The following is a 21065-nucleotide window of genomic DNA, read 5'->3' as shown; positions in this document are numbered from 1 at the left end:
CCCCTCCAACGCCAATGATTCGGGCGCCACTTCGCTGATCATCGCCAAGCGAGTGATTCGTCAACAACAACAAAGGCTCTCTTCAACATGACAACTCCCCCTCAGCACCCGCTCAAGACCCCACTTGTCATGGCCGTTGCCATAGCGGTCATGAGCACCAGTGGACTCGCCAATGCCGACGGGACAGGCGATATCGAGGCGCGGCTCGCAGAGCTGGAACAGCGTATCGATGACGCCGAACAACGGGCCAGAGCGGCTGAGCGTCGCGCCGCCGAGGCAGAGCGCGCGATGGCCGTTCAGCGCCAGTCGAATGAGGCTGATCAACCCGCGCGCGTGACCGCGCAGACCGAGGACCTCGAAGAGCGTCTGGCGGCCGTCGAGCGCCAGGCCAGTGGCGAAGAAGGGTTCTCCTTCAATGCCTATGCCCGCTCCGGACTATTGATCGGCGAAGGAGGCAAGAGCATCGAAGGCGGCCCCTACCTCACGCCGGCGGGCTCGGTGGGCGGGGCGGTCGGGCGGCTGGGGAACGAACCCGACACCTACGTCGAGTCGGTATTCAACTACAAGACCCGCTACGACAACGGGACGAAGGCGCTTTACCGCACCATGATTGCCGATGGAGTAGAGACCAGTAACGACTGGACCTCGGACGAGTCCAGTCTGAACGTACGACAGGTCTTCGTGGAGTTGAGCGATCTGCCGAGCTTTACCGGCGCCTTCGAGAATTCCTCCATCTGGGCGGGTAAGCGCTTCGATCGGGACAACTTCGATATCCACTGGCTAGACAGCGATTTCATCTTCCTCGCCGGGACCGGCGCAGGTATCTACGACGTCCAGCTTGCCGATGACTGGAAAGCCAACTTCTCGGTCTACGGGCGCAGTTACAGTGAATACCCGACAGAGGACTCCGATACTGGCGGTAATACCGACAACCTGACGTTCACCATGAACAACTATGTCGGCCACTGGCAGTGGATGGTCAGTGCCCTGTCGGCGGCAGACAATGAAGAGCGCGCCATGGACACGGGGGCCGAAGCGGCCGATTCCGGCTTCCACACCATGCTGGCCTACCATGGCGACAGCTTCTTTGGCCTCGCCGATGGCAGTTTCAAGGCCGCCGTGCTGCATGGTCGAGGGCTCGGCGCGGAGACCAAGGTCATCGGAGCTGACGGGAACCTGACGGATGACGCCACTTCTACTCGGCTGGGGCTTTACGGCACGACCTATCTCGCACCCAAGTGGCGCTTCGCACCAGCCGTTCTGGCAGAGGTGAGCAAAGATCGCTACGACGACGGAGATGAGTATTCCTGGGCGACCTTCAATGCGCGTCTGGCCAATGAGCTGACGACGAATTTCGAGATGCAGTACGAGCTGAGCTATCAATGGATGGACCTGGACCCCGGCTCGACAGGCAATGCCGTGGAAGGCGGGTATAGCAAGTTCACCATTGCACCGACCTTCAAGCCTGAAGTCGGTGGCTTCTGGAAGCGTCCGGAAATTCGCTTGTTCGCGTCCTGGAGTGACTGGGATGAAGAGCTCAATGATTACTCCGAAGACGATGCCCTCGGGAGTGCAGGCTTTACGGGAGGCGAATGGGCCTTCGGTGTCCAGAGCGAGGTATGGTTCTAGGAGCAGGGTGCTAAGACCGTCATCGCCTGCCAGTGTTTCGATCTTGCCCGTGGAAATGTGCTCGATTTTCTGATGGCCAGCGTGGTCTCAACGACAGTGCCGGCCCCAAGCGGGTCTGGAAGTTCAAGAATGACCCCGCGCATGAGTGGATCGTCGAGCAGGTGTGATAGATAGGCTATTCTTCGGTAAGCTGTAAAAAAGCCCGCCTCTGGACATTCCAGAGGCGGGCTTTTGCGTTCATGGCGTCACATTACGCCAAGAGCTTCATACCAGCTCGCGCTTTTCTTCACGTGCGATGCGACGATCACGTGCGACCGCGCGACAGATGACGATCAATACCGCCAGGGTGAGTGCTGGCCATATCAGTACATAGGTAGCGAAAAGCAATGTCATGGGGCATGTCTCCTGTTGTCCGTCTTCAGACGTTATCCAGCTTCATGCGAGGCTCAGGCCGCCGGCTGTGGCTGGTTGGGCGCTGAAGTCTTGTGGTCGTCTGCGTCGAGTGCTTCGTCATAGTTGCCGACACGTGCGGTGATGGTGTCGAAGTCGAAGCGCTCCTGGCGGCTGGCGAGGCTCATGACCACACACACCAGAGTGCTGGTGCCGTAAGCGGTCAGTGAGGCGAGCAGAACGGTGTAGTCACGCAGGAAGTCGGTCGCGAAGATCAGCATGGCGATCATGGCGGCGACAGCAGCGATGATGCCGAGAATGCGCCCCAGGAAGCCGAATACCATCAGACCGATGATCACGCCGCCGCCGATGCTGGCGAGCAGCTCGAAGAACAGGCCGCTCATGCCCGTCAGCGGCACCAGTTCAAAGCGTGCCAGGCAGAACATCACCATCGCGACGATGACCGACGTGGTGAAGGCGGTGTTGGTCACGCGATTCCAGAAGCAGCTGGCGATGACCGGGAAAACGATCGCGCCCCACAGAGCCCCGACGAAGACCAGCATCACCAGGATATCCAGTGAAAAGCTGGCGAAGACGATGCCCAGCACCGTGGCGATGATCATGGTCAAGCGGCCGATGAAGAGCATGCGCTTCGGGTCTGGCTTGCCGCGGGCGATATTCTTGCCATAGACATCAGCCATGATGATGGCGGATAGCGCGGAAAGGTCGGAATCCGCGGTAGAGGACAGCGAGCCGATCACCAGAATGAAGAACAGCGCGATGAAGAACGGCGGCAGATACTCGGACACCATCTGCGGGATGAGGTTGTTCATGTCGCCGTTGAGCGGCTCCACCCCGAGTGTCAGTGCCATCAGGCCAATCATGCCCAGGCCGATGACGATGGCACCATAGCCCAGCGTCGCGGTGAGGAAGGTCGGCTTGATGTGGTCTTCGTTGACGGCGAACAGGCGCTGGGAAATGGTCTGGTTACCGATCGCATAGGCCAGTACAGCGACGAAGAAGGGCGCCCCCTGGTTCAGGATGGCATCCGTCGAGAAGAAGTTGGCCTGCTCAGGCGTCAGATTATCTAGGCCAGCGACCAGCTCTGTCGGGCCGCCCATGGCGAAGAACACCGCTGGAATGATCACGATGGCGATCGCCATCAGGGCAACCAGTTGCGCGAAGTCGGTCAGTACCGAGGCGCGGAAGCCGGACCACAGGGTGTAGAACAGCACCCCCACACCCGCCATGATCACGCCTGCCTGGAAGGACAGCGGTGAGAGCACGGAGACGAGCGCCCCGGCGGCGGTGAAGTTGACCATCAGGCTGATCACGCTACCCAGCAGGTTGGAGAGCGCCAGAATCAGCTGACTGGAGGAACCGTGGCGCGCATGGATCAGCTCGCCCAGTGTATGCGCATTGGGCGCCAGCTTGCGGAAGCGGCGACCGAAGGGGTAGATGAACAGAATCATCAGTGCACCCCACAGGCCATAGTGGATCGGCCCTGAGACACCATAGGTATAGCCGGAGGTGGCGGCGGCATAGAAGGAGGCCGCCCAGATCCAGGTAGCCGTCATGCTTGCCGCGCCCATGCCGAAGCCAACGCGATGGTTGGAGACCATGAAGGCATCGGCATCTTCATTTTTCTTGCGGATCCCCAGCGTCATCAGGTAGGTGCCGCCATAGAAGGCAAGCAGCAGCAGTACGACAGTCAGGGTAGAGAATTGATATAGCGATTCGTTGTTCAAGAACTGGCCCTCGGTAGGGAAACAGGGCGCTACGCAACGCAGTCGCCTAAGGGCAAACGGTTGTCGATAGCGACGAGTAAGGAGGGGAAGGTTCTTAGCCGTGGACGTAGTTCTGCGTCATTTGCTCAAGCAAATGGCATCCAGCGCAGCACGTGGGCCGCGTCATCAATAATCGGCAATCTCGGTCAATGAAGACGGAGTTGGTGGCACTTCCCGGTCAGGCGGGAACTTGGGGGAGGGCGGCGTGGCATGCATCTGCCTTCATCGGAATAATGATATCGCATACGCGTCCTTGTTATCGGTCAAGCCTTGCAAGGGCGCTGATGCGAGTTGTTGGTCAGCCCCAAGCTTGGCAAAACGGTGTTTTTATTTTTTCTCGTTATCAAATTCGTTGGCAACGATAAATTATACGCATGTCAATGTCCACACCCTGGCGGAGAAAGCTTGCCTCTCATTCACCTCAACGATGATTGGACGAGCGGGTGCGACGATGTTCAGTTGCGTGACACGTGCCAGAGCAGCATGAAAGACATGACGTATTATATAAATAATATTACTCGGCATGAGTTGTGTTTATTTGCTGAGTGTTCTGAATGGTGCCAGAAAGTGAAATAAATCGTTGTCATTACGTCATGCGTATTTCTTGTCCAATGCTTGAGGAAAAGACTCCCTCAATGGCCCAAGCAACGGCTGACTCGGCGTGGAAGAGGACGTTGACACATGGGAGAGCGAGTCTTCAAAGCGGCCCAGCTGTAGGGTCTCGGATGCTCAGTTCCGGCGATGGCGTTATAGTGCCAGGTGATAGCACCACACATGGCGGCAAGGTGGTGTATGCCCAGTCCAACTATCTGTTGGAGGGCAAGCCGGTGGCAGTGGTGGGGGTCATGGTAAGGTGTCCCAAGGATGGCCACAGCATCTGCAGCATCATCTAGGGGCATCCCACCATCAGCTTGAATGGCAAGCCGGTAGCGTTTCACGGCTGTCACACGTCATGTGGGGCGGCGCTGATCTCTGCCGCGAGTGGCAAGCAGGGCCTGGGATGAGGACGTGAGCTGGTCGATGAGTTGTCTGTATTCGTTGATCCTGTAGCCCTGCCTGCGGGATCTTTCGTTCTGAATCTGCGTGAGGCCGCAGTCTCTTGTTTCAAGCGGCGCATTGCAGAGGAAGGGGCTGTATTCACGTTCAAGGTTTCATTGAAAGTCTTTCTCTGCGCCGCGGGTTTTTCAGCCAGGCAGCGAGAGATAGTGTCAGTCACTTCCCGAGACAGACCTGCTGCCACGTGACGTAACAGCTCTTGCCGTTGGGCCTATGACAACCACTGACTATAAGGGGCATCTCCATGCTCACCTTGATCGTGAAATTTGACGTCAAGCCCGAACAACTCGCTACCTTCAAGCAGGCCTTGGCTGACAACAAGCTGGGCTCAGCGGCTGAACCGGAGATGCTGGAAATGCGTTTCTTCGCGGCCAAGGATTCTCCCACCACCATCTTCGCCTACGAGCGCTGGGCAAGCGCCGAAGCTCATCAGGCACATGTGAATCAGCCATACGCGCAAGCCCTGCTGAAACTGGCTGACACGGCGTTGGCATCGTCATTCGAGGTGATGCCCTTGAACGATACTGACCCGCCGCCATTGCATGAGGCGAACCCCAGGCACGTGCAGCCGGAAGATGAGGTATTCAGTATCTTCTTCATCTTCAAGATCAAGGAAGAATATCGCGCTCGATTGCTGCAGCAATTCACCACGCATGTGGCGAAGACGCGCAGTGAGGAGCCGGGCAATCTCGTGTTTGATCTGTATACCATCGACGGGCAGGACGACACGCTGGTGATATACGAGCATTGGCGCACGGAGTCAGACCTGTGGGACATTCACTTCCAGCAGCCCTATGCCATCGAGACAGGCAAGCTCTTGGAGCAGGCCATGGTCGGGGACATGCAGCAGTACCTGAATATCGTCAGCGAGTTCTGAGTTCTCCCGCCGGTCATTCGTTTCCTGTTTACCCATGCGATGCGCAGTCTTTAGAGGCTGCGCATTGTGCGTTCACCCCCTCCTTGAACATCAGCGTGTCATCCCACCGCCATCCACGCCTGTGAGCTCAACCAGGCGGCTGTCATGAAACCCTGCAGCGCCAGCGGCACGTAAGCTGGCAGGCCAGTGCGAGTCACGCGAATGTGATAGTTTCTGGAGCGTCCAGCCGTTTGGCGGCGCAGAGTCCCGGGCATTTTCTTCGCCGGCGGGGCAAGCGGCGCCGTGTTATTACCCGGTAGTGGCAACCCCTTCATCTTTGGTCAGGACCCCTCGTCATGAGTGATGCGTATTACCTCCACCTTACCGATCGCCTGCGCGAACAGCTGAAGGACCCTGATGCCTTTGAAGATGGGCGATTGCCCTCGGAACGCGTGCTGGCCGAGCGCTTCGATACCACGCGCGTGACGTTGCGTCAGGCGTTGGGGCAGCTGGAGGGAGAAGGGCGCATTCATCGCAGCAATCGGCGTGGGTGGTTCGTGTCGCCGCCGCGGCTGGATTACGACCCCACGCGTGACTCCGGCTTCAATGACTATGTGACGGCGCAGGGGCGGCGGCCACGGACGGAAGTGCTGCTGACCGATGTTCAGGCCTACCCACCGGCTGCGCAAGCGCTGGGCCTGGCGGCCCAGACACCGCTCTATCATATTCGCCGCCGGCGTTTCGTGGATGAGCGCGCCGTGCTCAGCGAGTCGATGTGGGTGGTGCCGGAGCGTGCCCCGGGACTGCTCGAGGAGGGCCAGTTCGGGGTGTCACTGTGGGCGGAGCTGCGCGGGCGCTATGGCCTGACGCTGGCCCACCGTGAGCTGCGCTTCTACTCCGAGTCGCTGGGGGAGCAGGCCGCCCGGGAGCTGGGGGTCGCCATGGGTAGTCCCGGTCTGACCGTACGTCGCGCTACCTTCGATGAGCAGCATCGTCCCATCGGCTATGACGAAGAGCGCTGGCTGCACAATGCGCTGTGCATCACCGTCACGCTCAAGAACAAGCCCTGAGCCCGCGCTGCAGGGACACTATATGAGATAACACTGTTTCACCGGGCCTTCAACTGACTGTCACGGGGGTGTCATTCGGCCCGCTCATACTCTTGGTATATACCAGATGGTGAGAGCCATTCATTCCAAGCGTTGGAGAGTCCCGATGTCCTTCTTGACCCGTTCCTTCCTCACCCGTTCCTTGCTGGCCAGTGCCGTTGGTCTGGTCGTTTCCCTCAATGCCCAGGCGGCCACCGAGCTCACCGTCTATACTGCGGTGGAGTCCGATGATCTGCAGAAATATGCCGAGCGCTTCCAGCAGGCGCACCCGGATATCGACATCAAATGGGTGCGCGACTCCACGGGCGTGATCACCGCACGATTGCTTGCCGAGAAGGACAACCCGCAGGCGGATGTGGTGTGGGGCCTGGCCGCGACCAGCCTGCTGGTGCTCGAGAAGGAAGGCATGCTGTCGCGTTATGCCCCCAAGGGAGTCGAGGCGCTGGATAGCAAGTTCGTCGACCCCGCCTACCGTGATGGCCAGGACCCGTCCTGGGTCGGGATGGACGCCTGGGTCGCCTCGCTCTGCTACAACACCGTCGAAGGTGAGCGACTGGGAGTGCCCAAGCCGACGTCCTGGGAAGACCTCACGCGTCCCGAGTTCAAGGGCCACGTGATCATGCCCAATCCGAGTTCTTCCGGTACCGGCTATCTGGATGTCGCCAGCTGGTTGCAGCTGTGGGGTGACGAGGGCGGCTGGGAGTACATGGACCGCCTGCACGACAACATTGCCCGCTATACCCACTCAGGCTCCGCGCCCTGCAATCTGGCCGGTTCCGGCGAGGCCGTGGTCGGTGTGTCCTTCGCCTTCCGAGGCGCGCGCCTCAAGGCACAGGGCGCACCGGTGGACCTGGTCTTCCCCGAGGAAGGGCTGGGCTGGGACATGGAAGCCGCGGCGATCATGAAGGGCACCGACAAGCGTGAGGCGGCGCAGGCACTGATGGATTGGGCAGTGTCCAAGCCGGCCAATGAACTCTACAACGAAGGCTATGCGGTCGTGGCCTATCCGGGGGTGGCCAAGCCGATCGAGCATTATCCGGCCAATATCACCGAGATGATGATCGAGGCTGACTTTGCCAAGGCGGCCAACCAGCGGGATGAAGTGCTCGCCGAATGGCAGCGCCGTTACGACGGCAAGTCCGACAGTCAGTAAGTCACGCCCAGCCACCTTCGTCATTGCCCCGGCGCCTTGCGCCGGGGTCGGGAGTTTCTCGCATGTCTCTTGTGACCGCACCCCCGCGTCATCACGCCTCGCGTCAAGCGCCGCCAGCGACTGCCGGCGCCTCGCCGCGCGCGGTATCCGCCCCTGCAGCCCGGGCGCCTGCGCGTGACGCAGCGCCTCAGGCACTCACCACGCGTTCTGCGTCGTCAGACAGCATCCACCTCAAGATCAGCGGCCTCACCAAGCGCTATGGCCAGTTCACGGCCCTGAGCGAGATCGATCTCGCGATCCGCGAAGGCGAGTTCGTGTGCTTCCTCGGCCCCTCCGGCTGTGGCAAGACCACCTTGCTGCGCGCCATCGCCGGGCTTGCGCCGCAGAGCGAAGGCACCATCCACCAGCGCGGCCAGGACATCTCACGGCTGCCGCCGCAGGCGCGCGACTTCGGCATCGTCTTCCAGTCCTATGCGCTGTTCCCCAATCTCACCGTGTTCGACAATGTGGCCTATGGGCTGCGCAATCGGCGCGATGCGCGTGACGCGATGCGCCGCCGCGTGACGGAGCTGCTCACCCTGGTGGACCTGGCCGGCAGTGAAGGCAAGTATCCGGCGGCACTGTCCGGGGGCCAGCAGCAACGCGTGGCATTGGCGCGGGCGCTGGCGACCGAGCCGGGGCTGCTGTTGCTCGATGAGCCGCTGTCGGCACTGGATGCGCGCGTACGCCTGCATCTGCGCAGTCAGATCAAGGCACTGCAGGCACGGCTGGGCGTCACCACCATCATGGTGACCCACGACCAGGAAGAGGCCCTGGCCATGGCGGACCGCATCGTGGTGATGAACCATGGCGTGATCGAGCAGATCGGCACTCCCGCCGAGATCTACCGTCAGCCGGCGAGCGCCTTCGTGGCCGAATTCATCGGCAGCATGAACTTCCTGCAATGCTGTCCCGAGAACGCCAGTACTCTGCGTCTGGGCCAGCAGCGACTGGAATGCGCGGCGCATGATCTTGAGGGGCTGGATCAGGCGCGTCTGGCCATTCGCCCGGAAGCCGTCTCGCTGTGCGCAGTGGGTGAGGGGCTGTCGGCGCAGGTGGATCACGTCGAGTTTCTCGGCGCCTTCCTGCGTATCACTCTGACGCTTGAGGGCTGTGGGCAGACACTGTCGGCGGATGTGGCGCTCAAGGACAGCGAGTCACTGGGCGTGCGGGTCGGTGCTCGGGTGGGTGTGCGTCTGCCGTCCGAGGCGATCCGCCTGTATCCGTTGGTGGAGGCGCAGGCATGATGGCGCGCGCATTGCCCTTGTCGGGTCGGCTGTCTGGCGAGTCCGGCTTGCGTCTGTTGATGTTGCTGCTGGCCTTGGCGCTGCTGGTCATCGGGCTGCTGTTGCCGCTGGCCACCATGCTGATCAAGAGCGTGCAGGACCGCAGCGGCGACTTCGTCGGCCTGGCCAACTTCGCGCGCTATGTGCAGACGCCGGCGCTGGTCGGCTCGATCATCAATTCCGTCAGCATCGCGTTGATCAGTACCCTGACGGTGGTGAGCCTGGCCTTCCTGTGCGCGTACGGCACCACCCGCACCTGCATGCCGGGCAAGCGCGTCTTCCGCATGCTGTCCATCCTGCCGCTACTGGCTCCGTCACTGCTGCCAGCCATCAGTCTGGTGTATCTTTTCGGCAATCAGGGCTGGTTCAAGGATGTGCTGCTGGGGGAGAGCATCTACGGCCCCATCGGCATCGTGATGGGCATGACATTCTGGATCTTCCCGCATGCGCTGATGATCATGATGACGGCGCTCAGCAACAGCGATGCCCGTCTCTATGAAGCCGCGGACGCGCTGGGAACGCCCAAATGGCGCAGCTTTCTGACCATCACCTTGCCGGGTGCGCGCTACGGCATCATCTCCTGTGCCTTCGTGGCCTTCACGCTGTCGATCACCGATTTCGGCGTGCCGAAGATCATTGGCGGGCAGTTCAGTGTGCTGGCCACCGATGTCTATCGTCAGGTGGTGGGGCAGCAGAACTTCCAGATGGGCGCGGTGGTCAGCGTCATCCTGCTGTTGCCGGCCTTGCTGTCCTTCGCGGTGGACCGCTGGATCCAGCGCCGTCAGGTCGCGCAGCTCTCGGCGCGCGCCGTGCCCTGGCAGCCGACGCCAAGCCCGCTGCGTGACTGGGTCTTCGCGCTGCTCTGCTATGGCGTGGCCGCCGCGATTCTGGCCGTGATCGGCACCGCCATCTATGCCTCGCTCGTGCAGTTCTGGCCCTACAACCTGAGCCTGACCCTCGATCACTACGCCTTCAAGGCGCTGGCGGGTGGTGGCTGGGACGCGTGGCTCAACTCGCTGACGCTGGCCTTCTGGGTCACCTTGATCGGCACGCTGGTCATCTTCTTCAACGCCTGGCTGACCGAGAAGAGTCAGGGCTATCGCCCGCTGCGCCAGGGACTGCACTTCATGGCGATGATGCCGATGGCCGTGCCGGGCATGGTGCTGGGTCTGTCCTACATCTTCTACTTCAACCAGGCCGACAACCCGCTGAACTGGATCTACGGCACCTTCGCGATTCTGGTGCTCAACACCCTGGTGCATTTCTATACCGTCTGCCACCTGACCTCGGTGACCGCGCTCAAGCAGCTCGATGGGGAATTCGAGGCGGTCGGTGCCTCACTCAAGGTGCCGTTCTGGAAGACCTTCTGCCGCATCACCTTGCCGGTGTCTCTGCCGTCAGTGCTGGATATCTCGGCCTATCTGTTCATGAACGCGATGACGACCGTCTCGGCGGTGGTATTTCTCTACAACAGCGATACCCGACTGGCCTCCATCGCGGTGATGCATCTCGACGAAGCCGGGCACTTCGCCAGCGCGGCCGCCATGGCAGTGCTGATCTTCTTCACCTGTCTGGGCGTCAAGCTGCTGCATGCGGTGGTCAGTCATCTGCTGTTGACCCGTGCCCAACGCTGGCGACAGGCGACCTGATTACGCCGTTGGCCGTCTTTTTTTTGTGCAAATTAACTGGTATATACCAATGAGTATTCAACATCCGTACCTGCTGACTCCCGGTCCCTTGACCACCAGTGAGAGCGTCAAGGCCGCCATGATGAAGGACTGGGGCTCCTGGGATCAGGACTTCAACACCAAGACCGCCGAGATCTGCCAGCAGTTGCTCCGCTGTGCCAATGCCAGTGAGCACCATGAGTGCGTGCCGATGCAGGGCAGCGGTACCTTCGCGGTCGAGGCGGCGCTGGGCAGTCTGATCGAGCCGACGAGTACGACGCTGGTGCTGGTCAATGGCGCCTATGGCAAGCGGCTGGTCAGTCTACTGACCCGCATGGGGCGCGACTGCGACGTGCTGGCGTGGGGCGATGCCGAGGCGCCGTGTGCCAAGGCCGTGGCCGACAGACTCGCGGCAAGGCCCGAGATCGGCCATGTCGCCATGATTCACTGCGAGACAAGCTCCGGGATGCTCAATCCGGTGGCGGACATCGCCGAGGTGGTGGCAGCACACGGCCGTGAGCTGATCCTCGATTCGATGAGTGGCTTCGGGGCGCTGGAGATCGATGCGCAACGTACCCCGTTTCTGGCGCTGATCTCCTCGGCCAACAAATGCTTCGAGGGGGTGCCGGGGTTCGGCTTCGTGATCGCCCGGCGCGATGCGCTGCAGGCGGCACAGGGGCGTAGCCACTCACTGTCGCTGGACCTGCACGATCAATGGCAGTACCTCAAGCGCACCGGCCAATGGCGTTATACCCCGCCGACTCACGTGGTGGCGGCGTTTCACCAGGCGCTGAAGGAACACGCCGAGGAGGGCGGCGTCGCGGGTCGCCACGCCCGGTATCACGCCAACATGCAGCGACTGGTGGCAGGCATGCGTCAGCGCGGCTTCACGACCCTGCTCGACGATGCCTGGCTGTCGCCGATCATCACCACCTTCCTGAGCCCGGCACACCCGGACTTCGACTTTTCACGTTTCTACGCCGAGCTCAAGGCACGTGGCTTCATCATCTACCCGGGCAAGCTCACCGACGTGGAGAGCTTCCGCATCGGCAGCATCGGGCAGCTGGATGTCCGCGTGATGGATCAACTTCTGGCCGCCGTGGATGACGCGCTGGCCACCCTGGGTGTCGACGATGCCCGCCCGTGCGCTGGCGCTGTCGCACTCAACTGACTGGAGAACTGTCATGCAATATCACACCCCGGATCGTCTGCAGGCTGCCATCTTCGATTGGGCCGGCACCCTGGTGGATTTCGGCTCCTTCGCGCCGACCCAGATCTTCGTCGAGGCCTTCGCGGAAATCGGCGTGGCCATCAGTCTGGAAGAGGCGCGCGGCCCGATGGGCATGGGCAAATGGGAACACATCCGCACCCTGTGTGATGACCCAGCGATCGCGGCCCGTTTCGAGGCAGCCTGTGGCCACGCCCCGAGTGATGCCGATGTCACGGCGCTTTATGAGCGCTTCATGCCGCTGCAGATCGACAAGATCGGGGCGCACTCCGCACTGATTCCCGGCGCGCTCGAGGTCATCAACGGGTTGCGCGACAAGGGCATCAAGATCGGCTCCTGCTCCGGCTACCCCCGAGAGGTGCTCGAGCAGGTGGTCGCACGGGGCAAGGGCAATGGGCTGGTGGTGGACCATGTCGTGGCCACTGATGAGGTGCCCAAAGGGCGACCCTCTCCGGCGCAGTCTCTGGCCAATGTCATCGCGCTGGGCATCACTGACGTGGCGGCCTGTGTGAAAGTGGATGACACGGCGCCGGGGCTGCTGGAAGGTCGCAGCGCCGGCATGTGGACGGTCGCGCTGACCTGCTCCGGCAACGCCATGGGGCTGGATCACGCGGTGTTCATGGACCTGTCGGAGGCAGAGCTCAACGAAAGGCGTAGCGCCATCGAAGCCCAGTTCACGCCGTCCGGGCCGCACTTCATGATCGACACCATCGCGCAGCTGCCCGAGGTGATCCGCGAGATCGAGGCGCGTCTGGCGCGCGGTGAGCGCCCCTGACAGCCTGGTGACGGGGTGGCGATGCCAGGCCTGCCTGTCACCTCGCTCGCCCACCTTGATCTACCATTTCACCCCACCACTTCACTCCACCCCTTCAGGCGCCAGCCTCGGGTCCTTGCACAAGGCCTTGAGGCTGGCGTCTTCTCGCAAAAGGTAAGGACATATGCTCATTGGCGATTGCCGCCTGGTTGCCCTGAAAGCCCGTAATTCCCGCATGCCCGTCCGCATGCCTGTCCCCATGCACGGGCAAGCTCACTCTCAAGCCCAGTTTCATGTTCAAGCTCAAGCTCAAGTTCAAGGCCACACGATTGCCGTGAGTGCCTCTTGAGCCCACTGGCGCTGGGACTCATCCTGATCTCGGTCTGTCTGCATGCCGGCTGGAATCTGCTCGGCAAGGGGCGGGCGCCGTCGCTGGCCTTCTTCATGCTGGCCATGGCCAGTGGTGCGCTGATCTTTGCGCCGCTGCTGGGGTTGGGGCCGTCGTTTGCCGTGCTGCCCACTGAATTCTGGGGCTGGCTGGTGGCCACCGGCCTCTGTCAGGTGCTCTACATGGGCGGACTTGCCTGGGCCTATGCGCGCGGCGAGGTCAGTGTGCTGTATCCCATCGCGCGGGCCTTGCCGGTGGTGCTGGTGCCGCTGGTGTCACTGAGTCTGCTGGGCAGTCAGGCACTCACGGCGTTGGATCTGGTCGGCATGGGGCTGATCGTGCTCGGCGCGTTGGTGCTGCCCTTGAGCAGTCCGCAGGGCCTGCGCCCCTCGACCTACCTGACGCCCGCGTTGGGGTTCGCGCTGCTGGCAGCAGTCGGCACCACCGGCTATTCGCTGATCGACAAGCAGGCGCTGGATATCATGGTGAGTGTCGGTTACTCGCCCACCTCGGCGGGCGCTGTCTTTCTGGTGTTGCAGGCCATCATGACCGTCGCTTGGGGCGCGCTGCTGGTGATGTTGCTGCCGGCAGAGCGTCGCCGCCTGCCCGCGCTATGGCGGGGGGAGCGGGGCAGCATGGTGCTGACCGGCGTGATGGTGATGGCGACCTACGGGCTGGTGCTGGTTGCCATGACGCTGACGGCGGAGGTCAGCCTCGTCGTGGCGATGCGTCAACTGTCGATCCCGCTGGGCGTGATGCTCGGGGTGCTCTGGTTGCGCGAGCGAGCGGCCATCGCCAAGTGGATCGGCATCGTCATCATGCTGGCGGGACTGTGGACCGTTGCGCTGGTGTGAGGAAAGGCGTGGCATGAGGCACAAAAAAAGCGAGACAGGCGGCTGCCTATCTCGCTTTTGTCTTTCTACGGGCGCTGGCGGGGCATCACGTTGTCGTGAACCCCTGCACCGCCATGCTTACTTGGCGTCTGCCACCAGCATTTCCAGCGTGGCGCGCGCGCCGTTGTCGTGCAGGCTCTTCAGCGCTGCCAGGTAGGCGTCGCGGAAGCGCGGCTGATCGACCAGATCACCGAACAGTTCACGGTTGTCCAGGAAGGCAGTCGGCTCTTCGCGCTGACGGCTGGCACGCTCCATCAGCTCGTCCTTCAGCGGGTCGACCACGTCGATGGTCTCGCCTTGCTCATCCACGCCTTCTGCATAACGTGCCCAGCTGGCCACGACGGCTGCGGTACGACGCAGTTCGCCGTCGGTCTTGAGCTGTGCGTGTGCCACCGGGATCAGGAACTTCGGAATGCGGTCGGAGGTCTCGGCGCACAGACGCGCGAGGGTGTCCTTGACTTCCGGGTTGGCGAAACGCTCGATCAGCGTGCGGCAATGGGCGTCGAGATCGATACCCGGCAGCTGGGCCAGCGTCGGGCGAGCTTCCTCGTTCATGTAGCCGAGCAGGAAGTCGACGATCAGCGGGTCGTTGCAGGCTTCATGCGCGTAGCGATAGCCGGCCAGATAGCCGAAGTAGCACAGCGCCTGGTGACCGGCGTTGAGCAGACGCAGCTTCATCAGCTCATAGGGCTCGACATCTTCCACCGGCTGCACGCCGGCATCTTCAAAGGCCGGGCGGCCATGGGCGAAGTGGTCTTCCAGCACCCACTGGGTGAAGGGCTCGCAGACCACCGGCCAGGCGTCTTCCACGCCGAAACGTGAGGACAGCTCTTCGATGTCAGCCGGCGTGGTCACCGGCGTGATGCGGTCGACCATGGAGTTGGGGAAGGGGACTTCGGCTTCGATCCATGCCGCCAGTTCTGCATCACGTGCACGCGCGTAGGCAGTGAACATCTTGTGAGCGACGTTGCCGTTGCCTTCGATGTTGTCACAGGACATCACGGTGAACGGGGCGACGCCACGCTCGCGACGACGTGCCAGGGCTTCGGTGATCAGGCCGAAGCTGGTCTTGGCTTCCCCCGGGTTGGCCAGGTCGTGCTGGACGTCGGCGTTCTCGAGATTGAATTCGCCGGTGACCGGGTGGAAGTTGTAGCCACCTTCGGTGACGGTCAGCGAGACGATGCGGATCGCCGGGTCGGCCATCAGCTCGATGACGGCCTCCGGGGAGTCCGGGGCAAAGCGGTAATCGATGATGGAACCCACCACGCGCGGCTCATAGTTGCCGTCCGGGTGCTTGAGTACCACGGTGTAGAGGTGGTCCTGCGAGGCCAGGGCTTCCTGCATGCGGCGGTCGCCCGGCATCACGCCGACGCCGACGATGCCCCAGTCCAGCGCCTTGCCCTGATTCATCAGCTCGTCGAGGTACATGGCCTGGTGCGCACGATGGAAACCGCCCACGCCGAAGTGGACGATACCGGCGCTGACCGCAGTGCGGTCATAGTTCGGAGTGGCTACCTTGGCGTCCAGCTGAGTCAGACTGGCATTGGAGAGACGGGTCATGGGGAGGTCTCCTGCCGCGTGTCGCGGTCGAGTCGAGATGGGTAAAGAAAGGGTAGGTCGTAACGGCCAGCGGCGAAGGTCACCCGTGTGATTCAGGCTTCCTTCGCCGCTGGCATGGCAGGGGGCAAGCCCCTGCCGACTCAGCTAGCGGTGGCCGCTTGCTTGGGGGACTGCTTGTTGAACAGCGCCTTGCTGCGCTGCAGCTCCCAGTACGCGAAGATGAAGTAGATGATCGTCGACCAGATGGTCACGTCATAGAACAACTCACGATTCGCTTCGTAGCTGGCCAGGTCCGGGCTGCCGAAGAGTACGCGCAGCGCGAGGACCATCGGCACCGCCAGGCCCAGCACCATCCAGACGGCCTTGATGGCCTTGGTCAGACCCGAAGTGTCCTTGACCGGTGCGTGGTTGGTGGTCTCGGCCTGCTTGGCGTGCAGGGCTTCGACACGCTCCTGGAATTCCCGCTCGGCCGCTTCGGCTTTCGGGTAGGAGTCGGCTGCACCGGCAGATCTGGCCATCAGGGTGTAGAGGATGATGGAGACGAACCAGGTCGGCAGGAACAGGTAGTAGAACGGGATCACGTCGACCGTCTCGAGGCCAAAGCCGAAGATCAGTGACAGCGCCCAGGTTGCCAGTGCCGGCGTGTTGTGCTTCACGCCCTTGTAGCGCGCCCAGTAACGGCTGAAGCCGAGTTTCGGGAACAGGTGATGCTCAGCGAAGATGATCCCGCCGACCGGCACCAGCACCAGGCCCGCATAGGTCAGCAGCGGCAGCATGCTGCGATAGACGAACGGGAAGCAGCTGAGCACGGCAACGCAGATACCCACGGCCAGCGTCGCCTTGTTGCGCGACAGGTTCGGCATGGCCGACTGGGCGGCAAGGCCCGCGCGGTACAGGTTGGCGTTGGCGGTGGTCCAGCCTGCGACGACCACGATAACGAAGCCAGCGGCGCCAAGGGCGTGCAACGCCACTTCGCCCGGTTCCAGCACATCGATGCTGATACCGGCGACGGCTGCGGTGGCCGCGCCCATCAGACCGGCGGAGATCCAGGCGACATAGTGGCCGAACATCATGCCGGTGCTGGTCGCAAGGCCGGAGCGCATACGCTTGGCATAGCGCAGCAGCGCCATGTCGATCAGACCGAAGTGGGAGAAGGTGTTGGCCGCCCAGGAGAAGCCGATGACTTCCCAGATGCCGATGCCCGCTTCGCCCTGGGAGTTGATCCCGGTGAAGACGGTACTGCCGGCGACATCAATGAAACTCGAGAAACTGTTCAGGCTGGTTTCACCAGTGACGGACTCCGCCAGTTCCGGCAGCAGAACCATGCCGCCGACGGTGAACATCAGCATCAGCCACGGGGCACAGATGCTGGCGAATTCGGTCAGGGCGTTGAAGCCATAGACCGCGACCAGCACCACAATGGCCGCCACGGCCAGTGCCAGCAGGATGAACTCGAAGCTGGTGGGATAGGCCTGGGTCTGGGCCGGGATGTCGAACAGCAGCCTGACCGCCGTGGCGGAAACGGTAATCATGGCCGCCGATATGGCGGTGAATATGACCACGTTGGCCCAATTGTAGAGCCGTGACATCGAATCACCGGCAATACGGTGAAGATAGGTGAAGAGGCTCAGACGGGTCTCGATCGCGATTGGCGTCGTGATCAACCAGAAGCTGAGCACTGCGAGGCCATTACCGATCAGCAGGCCCAGCAGGATATCCCAGATACCGGCACCGAGCGCCACGAAGGTGGCACCGATGACGAACTCGGTCGCGGCAACGTGCTCGGCGGCATAGAGACCGGCAAAGTGTGGCCACCGGTGCAGTTTATGACGTGGCACCGGCAGTAGCTCATCGTCCATATGGGCGATCTGCCGATCCAAATCTGGCGCAGTACTGGCCATGATTGGCTCCTGTTTTTTACGGCTTGTCTTGCTGCTCCTACCCGAGATGTCACGCAGCCGCCTTGGCGATCCTGTCGGCGATGACGAGGGTAGATCGTCTATTATCGATCAAATGACTCAGGTGTGGTGCAAATGATCGGTGAATGGTCATCAAAACGCAAAGCCCGCGTGCTTGAACTTTGGGCTATGACCTCGAGTGATCATGGCTATGGAAGTCAGGAAAGCGCTGAAGGCCGCATGAAATCAGGGCTTGCGCGAGGGTGTCTCGATTCAATGACACGATTCAGCAAAATGAATTTTTCCGTTCTCACACCCCGTTCGGCGCCTGAAGCATTGTGTCCTGGCTAAAACGGCCAACGATCCAGGGCCAGATATCTCACAACTCTGAGGGTGGTCTTACACCGATGTGGTGCGATCGGCGTACCCGGCATCGTCGCTTTCTTGCCATGCCTCAGCAGTCTCCTGATCGAGGCCCGGGAGTCGAAAGGGGAAATGGGGCAGCGGAGAGGGCAGCGGAAAGGGCAGCGGAAAGGGCAGCGAAAGTCGGGTCGCTGCGAGAGAGCACTATAAAGAGCGCTATAGAGGTGGCGACATATAAAGGTGGGTGTTGGTCAGTGGCGACATCGGTTTCGGCACAATGCGACGGAAAGTGCATGAAATAACGACAAAGAACGAGAAAAATGAGACATCTTGCGGCGTCCCCCAGTTCTCGCTAAGGTTGCGCAACACTGTTTCCTAACCAGGAAGCCCCAACATGACTCCCGGCGCTTGATTGGCGACGGGGCAAGGCGAGGAGGCCAGCCATGCGAACGCGCACACTGACCATTCTGATGATGATATTCACGCTGCTGGGAGCCCCGCTGGCTCAGGCAGGACCGCACGATAGAGGCCATGGGCATCATGACCGTGGGCATGGCCACCACGACCGCGGCCATCACGGCAAACAGCACAATAAGCACCACAAGCAGCAGCGCCACCATGAACGCCGCCGTCATGAGGCGCGACGCCATCACCAGTGGCGCCGTGGCGACCACCTGCCGCGTCATTACTACTCCGACAGCCGCTACTGGGTGAAGGACTGGCACCATCGTCATCTGTCCAAACCGCCGCGCGGTCATCGTTGGCTGAACATCGATGGGCGCTATGTGCTGGCCGCGGTGGCGGGTGGCGCGATCACGGCCATCATTCTCAATCGCTGAATTAGTGGCCAACAGGCTGCGCTAAGCAAGACGATGAAAAAGGGGCCTCTGATGAGGCCCCTTTTTCATGTCCGATCTTCAGTGGAAAGTGCTGTCCACATGAGGCTCGATCCCCTCACGCGTAGGCACTGCATACCCAGGTCATGGTCGCGGGGGTGTCACCGTTGTAGGTGATGGCGTGTCCGAGGGTGCTGTCGAAGGCCAGGCTGTCACCGACCTTGAGCTGGATGGGGTCGTAGAGTTCGGTCCAGACCGTCACCTCGCCGCTGGTCACGATGATCTGTTCCTGGCCGGAATGTTTTTGCAGGCCGCCGAACTCCTCGAGACTGCGATTGAGCACGGTGGTTTCCAATACCATGTATTCCTTGGACGCCACATTGTTGCAGAGCGGTCGATAGCGGTAGTTGGGCGTCTCGATGACGTCTCCCTCCTGTGCTCGCGTCAACGCGAGCCAACCCCGAAATGCCGCGTCCTCCGTGTGATAGAACAGCTCGCTGACATCCACCTTCAGGCCCCTAGCGAGATTCACGATCGCCTCGAAGGTCGGCGAGATACGTCCATTCTCGATTCTCGACACGCTGGCCGCCGAGATACCTGACGCGCTGGCCACGGCCGCGATGGTCAGTCCCTTCTCCTTGCGTAGTGCCTTGAGATTGTCACCAATGGCGCCTGCCTTGCGTTCTCGGTGCTTCAGCGCGATCGGCGTTTCCTGGTGGGGTGTCATGTCAGCGTGCTCCATCGAGTTTGTCTGCTGGGTGGCGTCTGTCGCCGTTTGCCGTTGCTTAGCGCCTGTGTGGCACATGGGCGCGAGTCATCAAGTCATGCCACGGCAGGAGAGAGGCGTAAGCGCCATGATGGCGTCCATTTAGGGCTTCCACGAGCAAAATGTCGAGCAGGTATCCACATTTGACCCAATATTGCGTATATGCAATTGTGGAGGCGAATGCGCAATCGACAGTGGCCGCCCACTGGGCGTGTATCAGGCCTCAGCCTGTATCAGGCATTCGCCTGCAGGTACGCATGGCATTGCACTCTAATTAAAATAATCTTGGGAAAACAAAAATGTACGACTTCAAGAAACAGCTCCTCGGCATGGGTATCGCTGCCAGCCTGTTGGCGACTGCCACGACTCAGGCGGCGGACGTCGAGTGGAAGATGGCGACCCCGTGGGGCGGTGGGCCCTGGCTTGAACGGGATGCCAAGACCTTCGCGGACTATGCAAGCGAATTGACGAATGGCGACGTGAGCATCCAGGTATTCCCCGGTGGCACCCTGGGCGGCGCGCTGCGCGTCACCAATACCGTGAAGTCCGGTGTCGCGCAGATCAGTCACAACTACATCAACTATGACTACGGAACTGACCCGACGGCAGCGCTGCTGGCCGGGCACTCCAGCGGCCTGACACCGGAAGAATTCATGCTGTGGATGTACGAGGGCGGCGGTGTCGAGCTCTATGAAGCCTTCCGTCGCGAGGTGTTCGGCGTCGTGGCCTTCCCGTGCTCGACCCTGGGCACCGAGATTTTCCTGCACTCGAGCAAGAAGGTGCAGACGCTTGAGGACTTCCAGGGACTGCGCCTGAGAACCTCGGGTGCCTGGGCTGAAATCGCCTCACGTCTTGGGGCCTCTACCGTGGTGATGGCCGGCAGTGACATCTATACGGCGTTGGATCGCGGTGTAATCGATGCCGCGGAGTGGGGGAGTCCTGAGCTCAACAAGCCGACGGGTTTCCAGAATGTCGCGCAGTACGTCATCTTGCCCGGCATCCATCAGTCGGGCGGCATTCTGGAGTGTGAAGTGAATGTCGATGCCTGGGACGGGCTGAGCGAAGCCCAGCAGAACCAGTTGCGCCTCGCGGGCAAGCTGAGCGTGTTCGAGTCCTGGCTGGATAGCTCCTTTGCCGATCTCAAGGCCTTCAAGGAGCTGGAGGAAGGCCCCAACGAAATCGTGCAGCTGGATCAATCCTTCATCGATGCCATCTACGAAGAGACCCGTGCCTGGGAAGATGAGAAGGCGGGCGAGAATGAGTGGTTCGCACGTGTGCTTGAGTCGCAACGTACCTTCAAACAGAGCATGACGACCTGGCAGGACTACCGTTTGCCGATCGGGGAAATGGGACGCTGATTCTTCTTGAATGATGTCTCTGGCCCGGGCGATACCTGTATCGCCCGGG

The 21065-nt window shown here is 61.4% G+C and carries 16 protein-coding genes and 1 pseudogene; 12 read left to right on the top strand and 5 right to left on the bottom strand.

Annotated elements, in window-relative coordinates:
• Positions 1–129 precede the first annotated feature (129 nt).
• The gene (locus MKZ40_RS15895; protein WP_175090567.1) at positions 130–1629 is read left to right on the top strand and encodes a carbohydrate porin; all 1500 of its coding nucleotides are present in this window, start codon (positions 130–132) and stop codon (positions 1627–1629) included.
• Between the two features lie 264 nt (positions 1630–1893).
• Here MKZ40_RS15895 and MKZ40_RS15890 read toward each other — a convergent pair whose 3' ends face one another.
• Positions 1894–2022, bottom strand: coding sequence for a putative transporter small subunit (locus MKZ40_RS15890; RefSeq protein ID WP_217485951.1), 129 nt, complete (start codon positions 2020–2022; stop codon positions 1894–1896).
• Between the two features lie 53 nt (positions 2023–2075).
• Positions 2076–3767 carry a sodium:solute symporter family protein gene (locus MKZ40_RS15885; RefSeq protein WP_175090550.1) on the bottom strand — a complete coding sequence of 564 codons (1692 nt, stop codon included), beginning with the start codon at positions 3765–3767 and terminating at the stop codon, positions 2076–2078.
• A gap of 593 nt (positions 3768–4360) precedes the next feature.
• Here MKZ40_RS15885 and MKZ40_RS17220 point away from each other — a divergent pair.
• The 9 genes and pseudogenes from MKZ40_RS17220 (at position 4361) to MKZ40_RS15840 (ending at position 14196) form a co-directional block, all read left to right on the top strand.
• A pseudogene (locus MKZ40_RS17220) lies at positions 4361–4810 on the top strand (PAAR domain-containing protein).
• 296 nt (positions 4811–5106) lie between these two features.
• Positions 5107–5739 (top strand): antibiotic biosynthesis monooxygenase, encoded by a 633-nt coding sequence (locus MKZ40_RS15875; RefSeq protein ID WP_175090549.1) that lies wholly within the window; start codon positions 5107–5109, stop codon positions 5737–5739.
• 335 nt (positions 5740–6074) lie between these two features.
• Positions 6075–6788 carry a UTRA domain-containing protein gene (locus MKZ40_RS15870; RefSeq protein ID WP_153635505.1) on the top strand — a complete coding sequence of 238 codons (714 nt, stop codon included), beginning with the start codon at positions 6075–6077 and terminating at the stop codon, positions 6786–6788.
• A 145-nt stretch (positions 6789–6933) separates the two neighbouring features.
• Positions 6934–7980 (top strand): putative 2-aminoethylphosphonate ABC transporter substrate-binding protein, encoded by a 1047-nt coding sequence (locus MKZ40_RS15865; protein ID WP_153635506.1) that lies wholly within the window; start codon positions 6934–6936, stop codon positions 7978–7980.
• A gap of 62 nt (positions 7981–8042) precedes the next feature.
• Positions 8043–9266: a putative 2-aminoethylphosphonate ABC transporter ATP-binding protein gene (locus tag MKZ40_RS15860; RefSeq protein WP_153635507.1), complete on the top strand. Its 1224-nt coding sequence runs from the start codon at positions 8043–8045 to the stop codon at positions 9264–9266.
• A complete protein-coding gene (locus tag MKZ40_RS15855; protein WP_153635508.1) occupies positions 9263–10954 on the top strand; it encodes a putative 2-aminoethylphosphonate ABC transporter permease subunit in 1692 nt (563 codons plus the stop codon). The genes MKZ40_RS15860 and MKZ40_RS15855 overlap by 4 nt, the downstream gene beginning before the upstream one ends.
• 49 nt (positions 10955–11003) lie before the next feature.
• Positions 11004–12143, top strand: coding sequence for a 2-aminoethylphosphonate--pyruvate transaminase (locus MKZ40_RS15850; RefSeq protein WP_153635509.1), 1140 nt, complete (start codon positions 11004–11006; stop codon positions 12141–12143).
• A 13-nt stretch (positions 12144–12156) separates the two neighbouring features.
• A complete protein-coding gene (gene phnX / locus MKZ40_RS15845) occupies positions 12157–12975 on the top strand; it encodes a phosphonoacetaldehyde hydrolase (protein ID WP_153635510.1) in 819 nt (272 codons plus the stop codon).
• A 324-nt stretch (positions 12976–13299) separates the two neighbouring features.
• Complete coding sequence (locus MKZ40_RS15840) at positions 13300–14196, top strand: drug/metabolite transporter (protein ID WP_153635511.1); 897 nt, start codon at positions 13300–13302, stop codon at positions 14194–14196.
• A 117-nt stretch (positions 14197–14313) separates the two neighbouring features.
• On the opposite strand, the gene MKZ40_RS15835 is transcribed toward MKZ40_RS15840, so the two are convergent.
• Both MKZ40_RS15835 and MKZ40_RS15830 read right to left on the bottom strand, forming a co-directional pair.
• Positions 14314–15795 (bottom strand): mannitol dehydrogenase family protein, encoded by a 1482-nt coding sequence (locus MKZ40_RS15835; protein ID WP_175090548.1) that lies wholly within the window; start codon positions 15793–15795, stop codon positions 14314–14316.
• Positions 15796–15935: 140 nt separating this feature from the next.
• On the bottom strand, positions 15936–17696 hold the full coding sequence (locus MKZ40_RS15830) for a hypothetical protein (RefSeq protein WP_153635513.1): 1761 nt from the start codon (positions 17694–17696) through the stop codon (positions 15936–15938).
• A gap of 803 nt (positions 17697–18499) precedes the next feature.
• On the opposite strand from MKZ40_RS15830, the gene MKZ40_RS15825 reads away from it, so the two are divergent.
• On the top strand, positions 18500–18895 hold the full coding sequence (locus MKZ40_RS15825) for an RcnB family protein (RefSeq protein ID WP_153635514.1): 396 nt from the start codon (positions 18500–18502) through the stop codon (positions 18893–18895).
• A gap of 115 nt (positions 18896–19010) precedes the next feature.
• Here MKZ40_RS15825 and MKZ40_RS15820 read toward each other — a convergent pair whose 3' ends face one another.
• A complete protein-coding gene (locus tag MKZ40_RS15820) occupies positions 19011–19619 on the bottom strand; it encodes an XRE family transcriptional regulator (protein WP_172978641.1) in 609 nt (202 codons plus the stop codon).
• Positions 19620–19957: 338 nt separating this feature from the next.
• Here MKZ40_RS15820 and MKZ40_RS15815 point away from each other — a divergent pair, with 338 nt between their 5' ends.
• The gene (locus MKZ40_RS15815) at positions 19958–21016 is read left to right on the top strand and encodes a C4-dicarboxylate ABC transporter substrate-binding protein (protein ID WP_043334026.1); all 1059 of its coding nucleotides are present in this window, start codon (positions 19958–19960) and stop codon (positions 21014–21016) included.
• Positions 21017–21065: the final 49 nt, after the last annotated feature.

Source organism: Cobetia sp. BMC6 (assembly GCF_029991385.1).
GTDB lineage: Bacteria > Pseudomonadota > Gammaproteobacteria > Pseudomonadales > Halomonadaceae > Cobetia.
The sequence above is the reverse complement of the archived record's forward strand: the minus strand, read 5'-3'. Positions and strand labels throughout refer to the sequence as shown.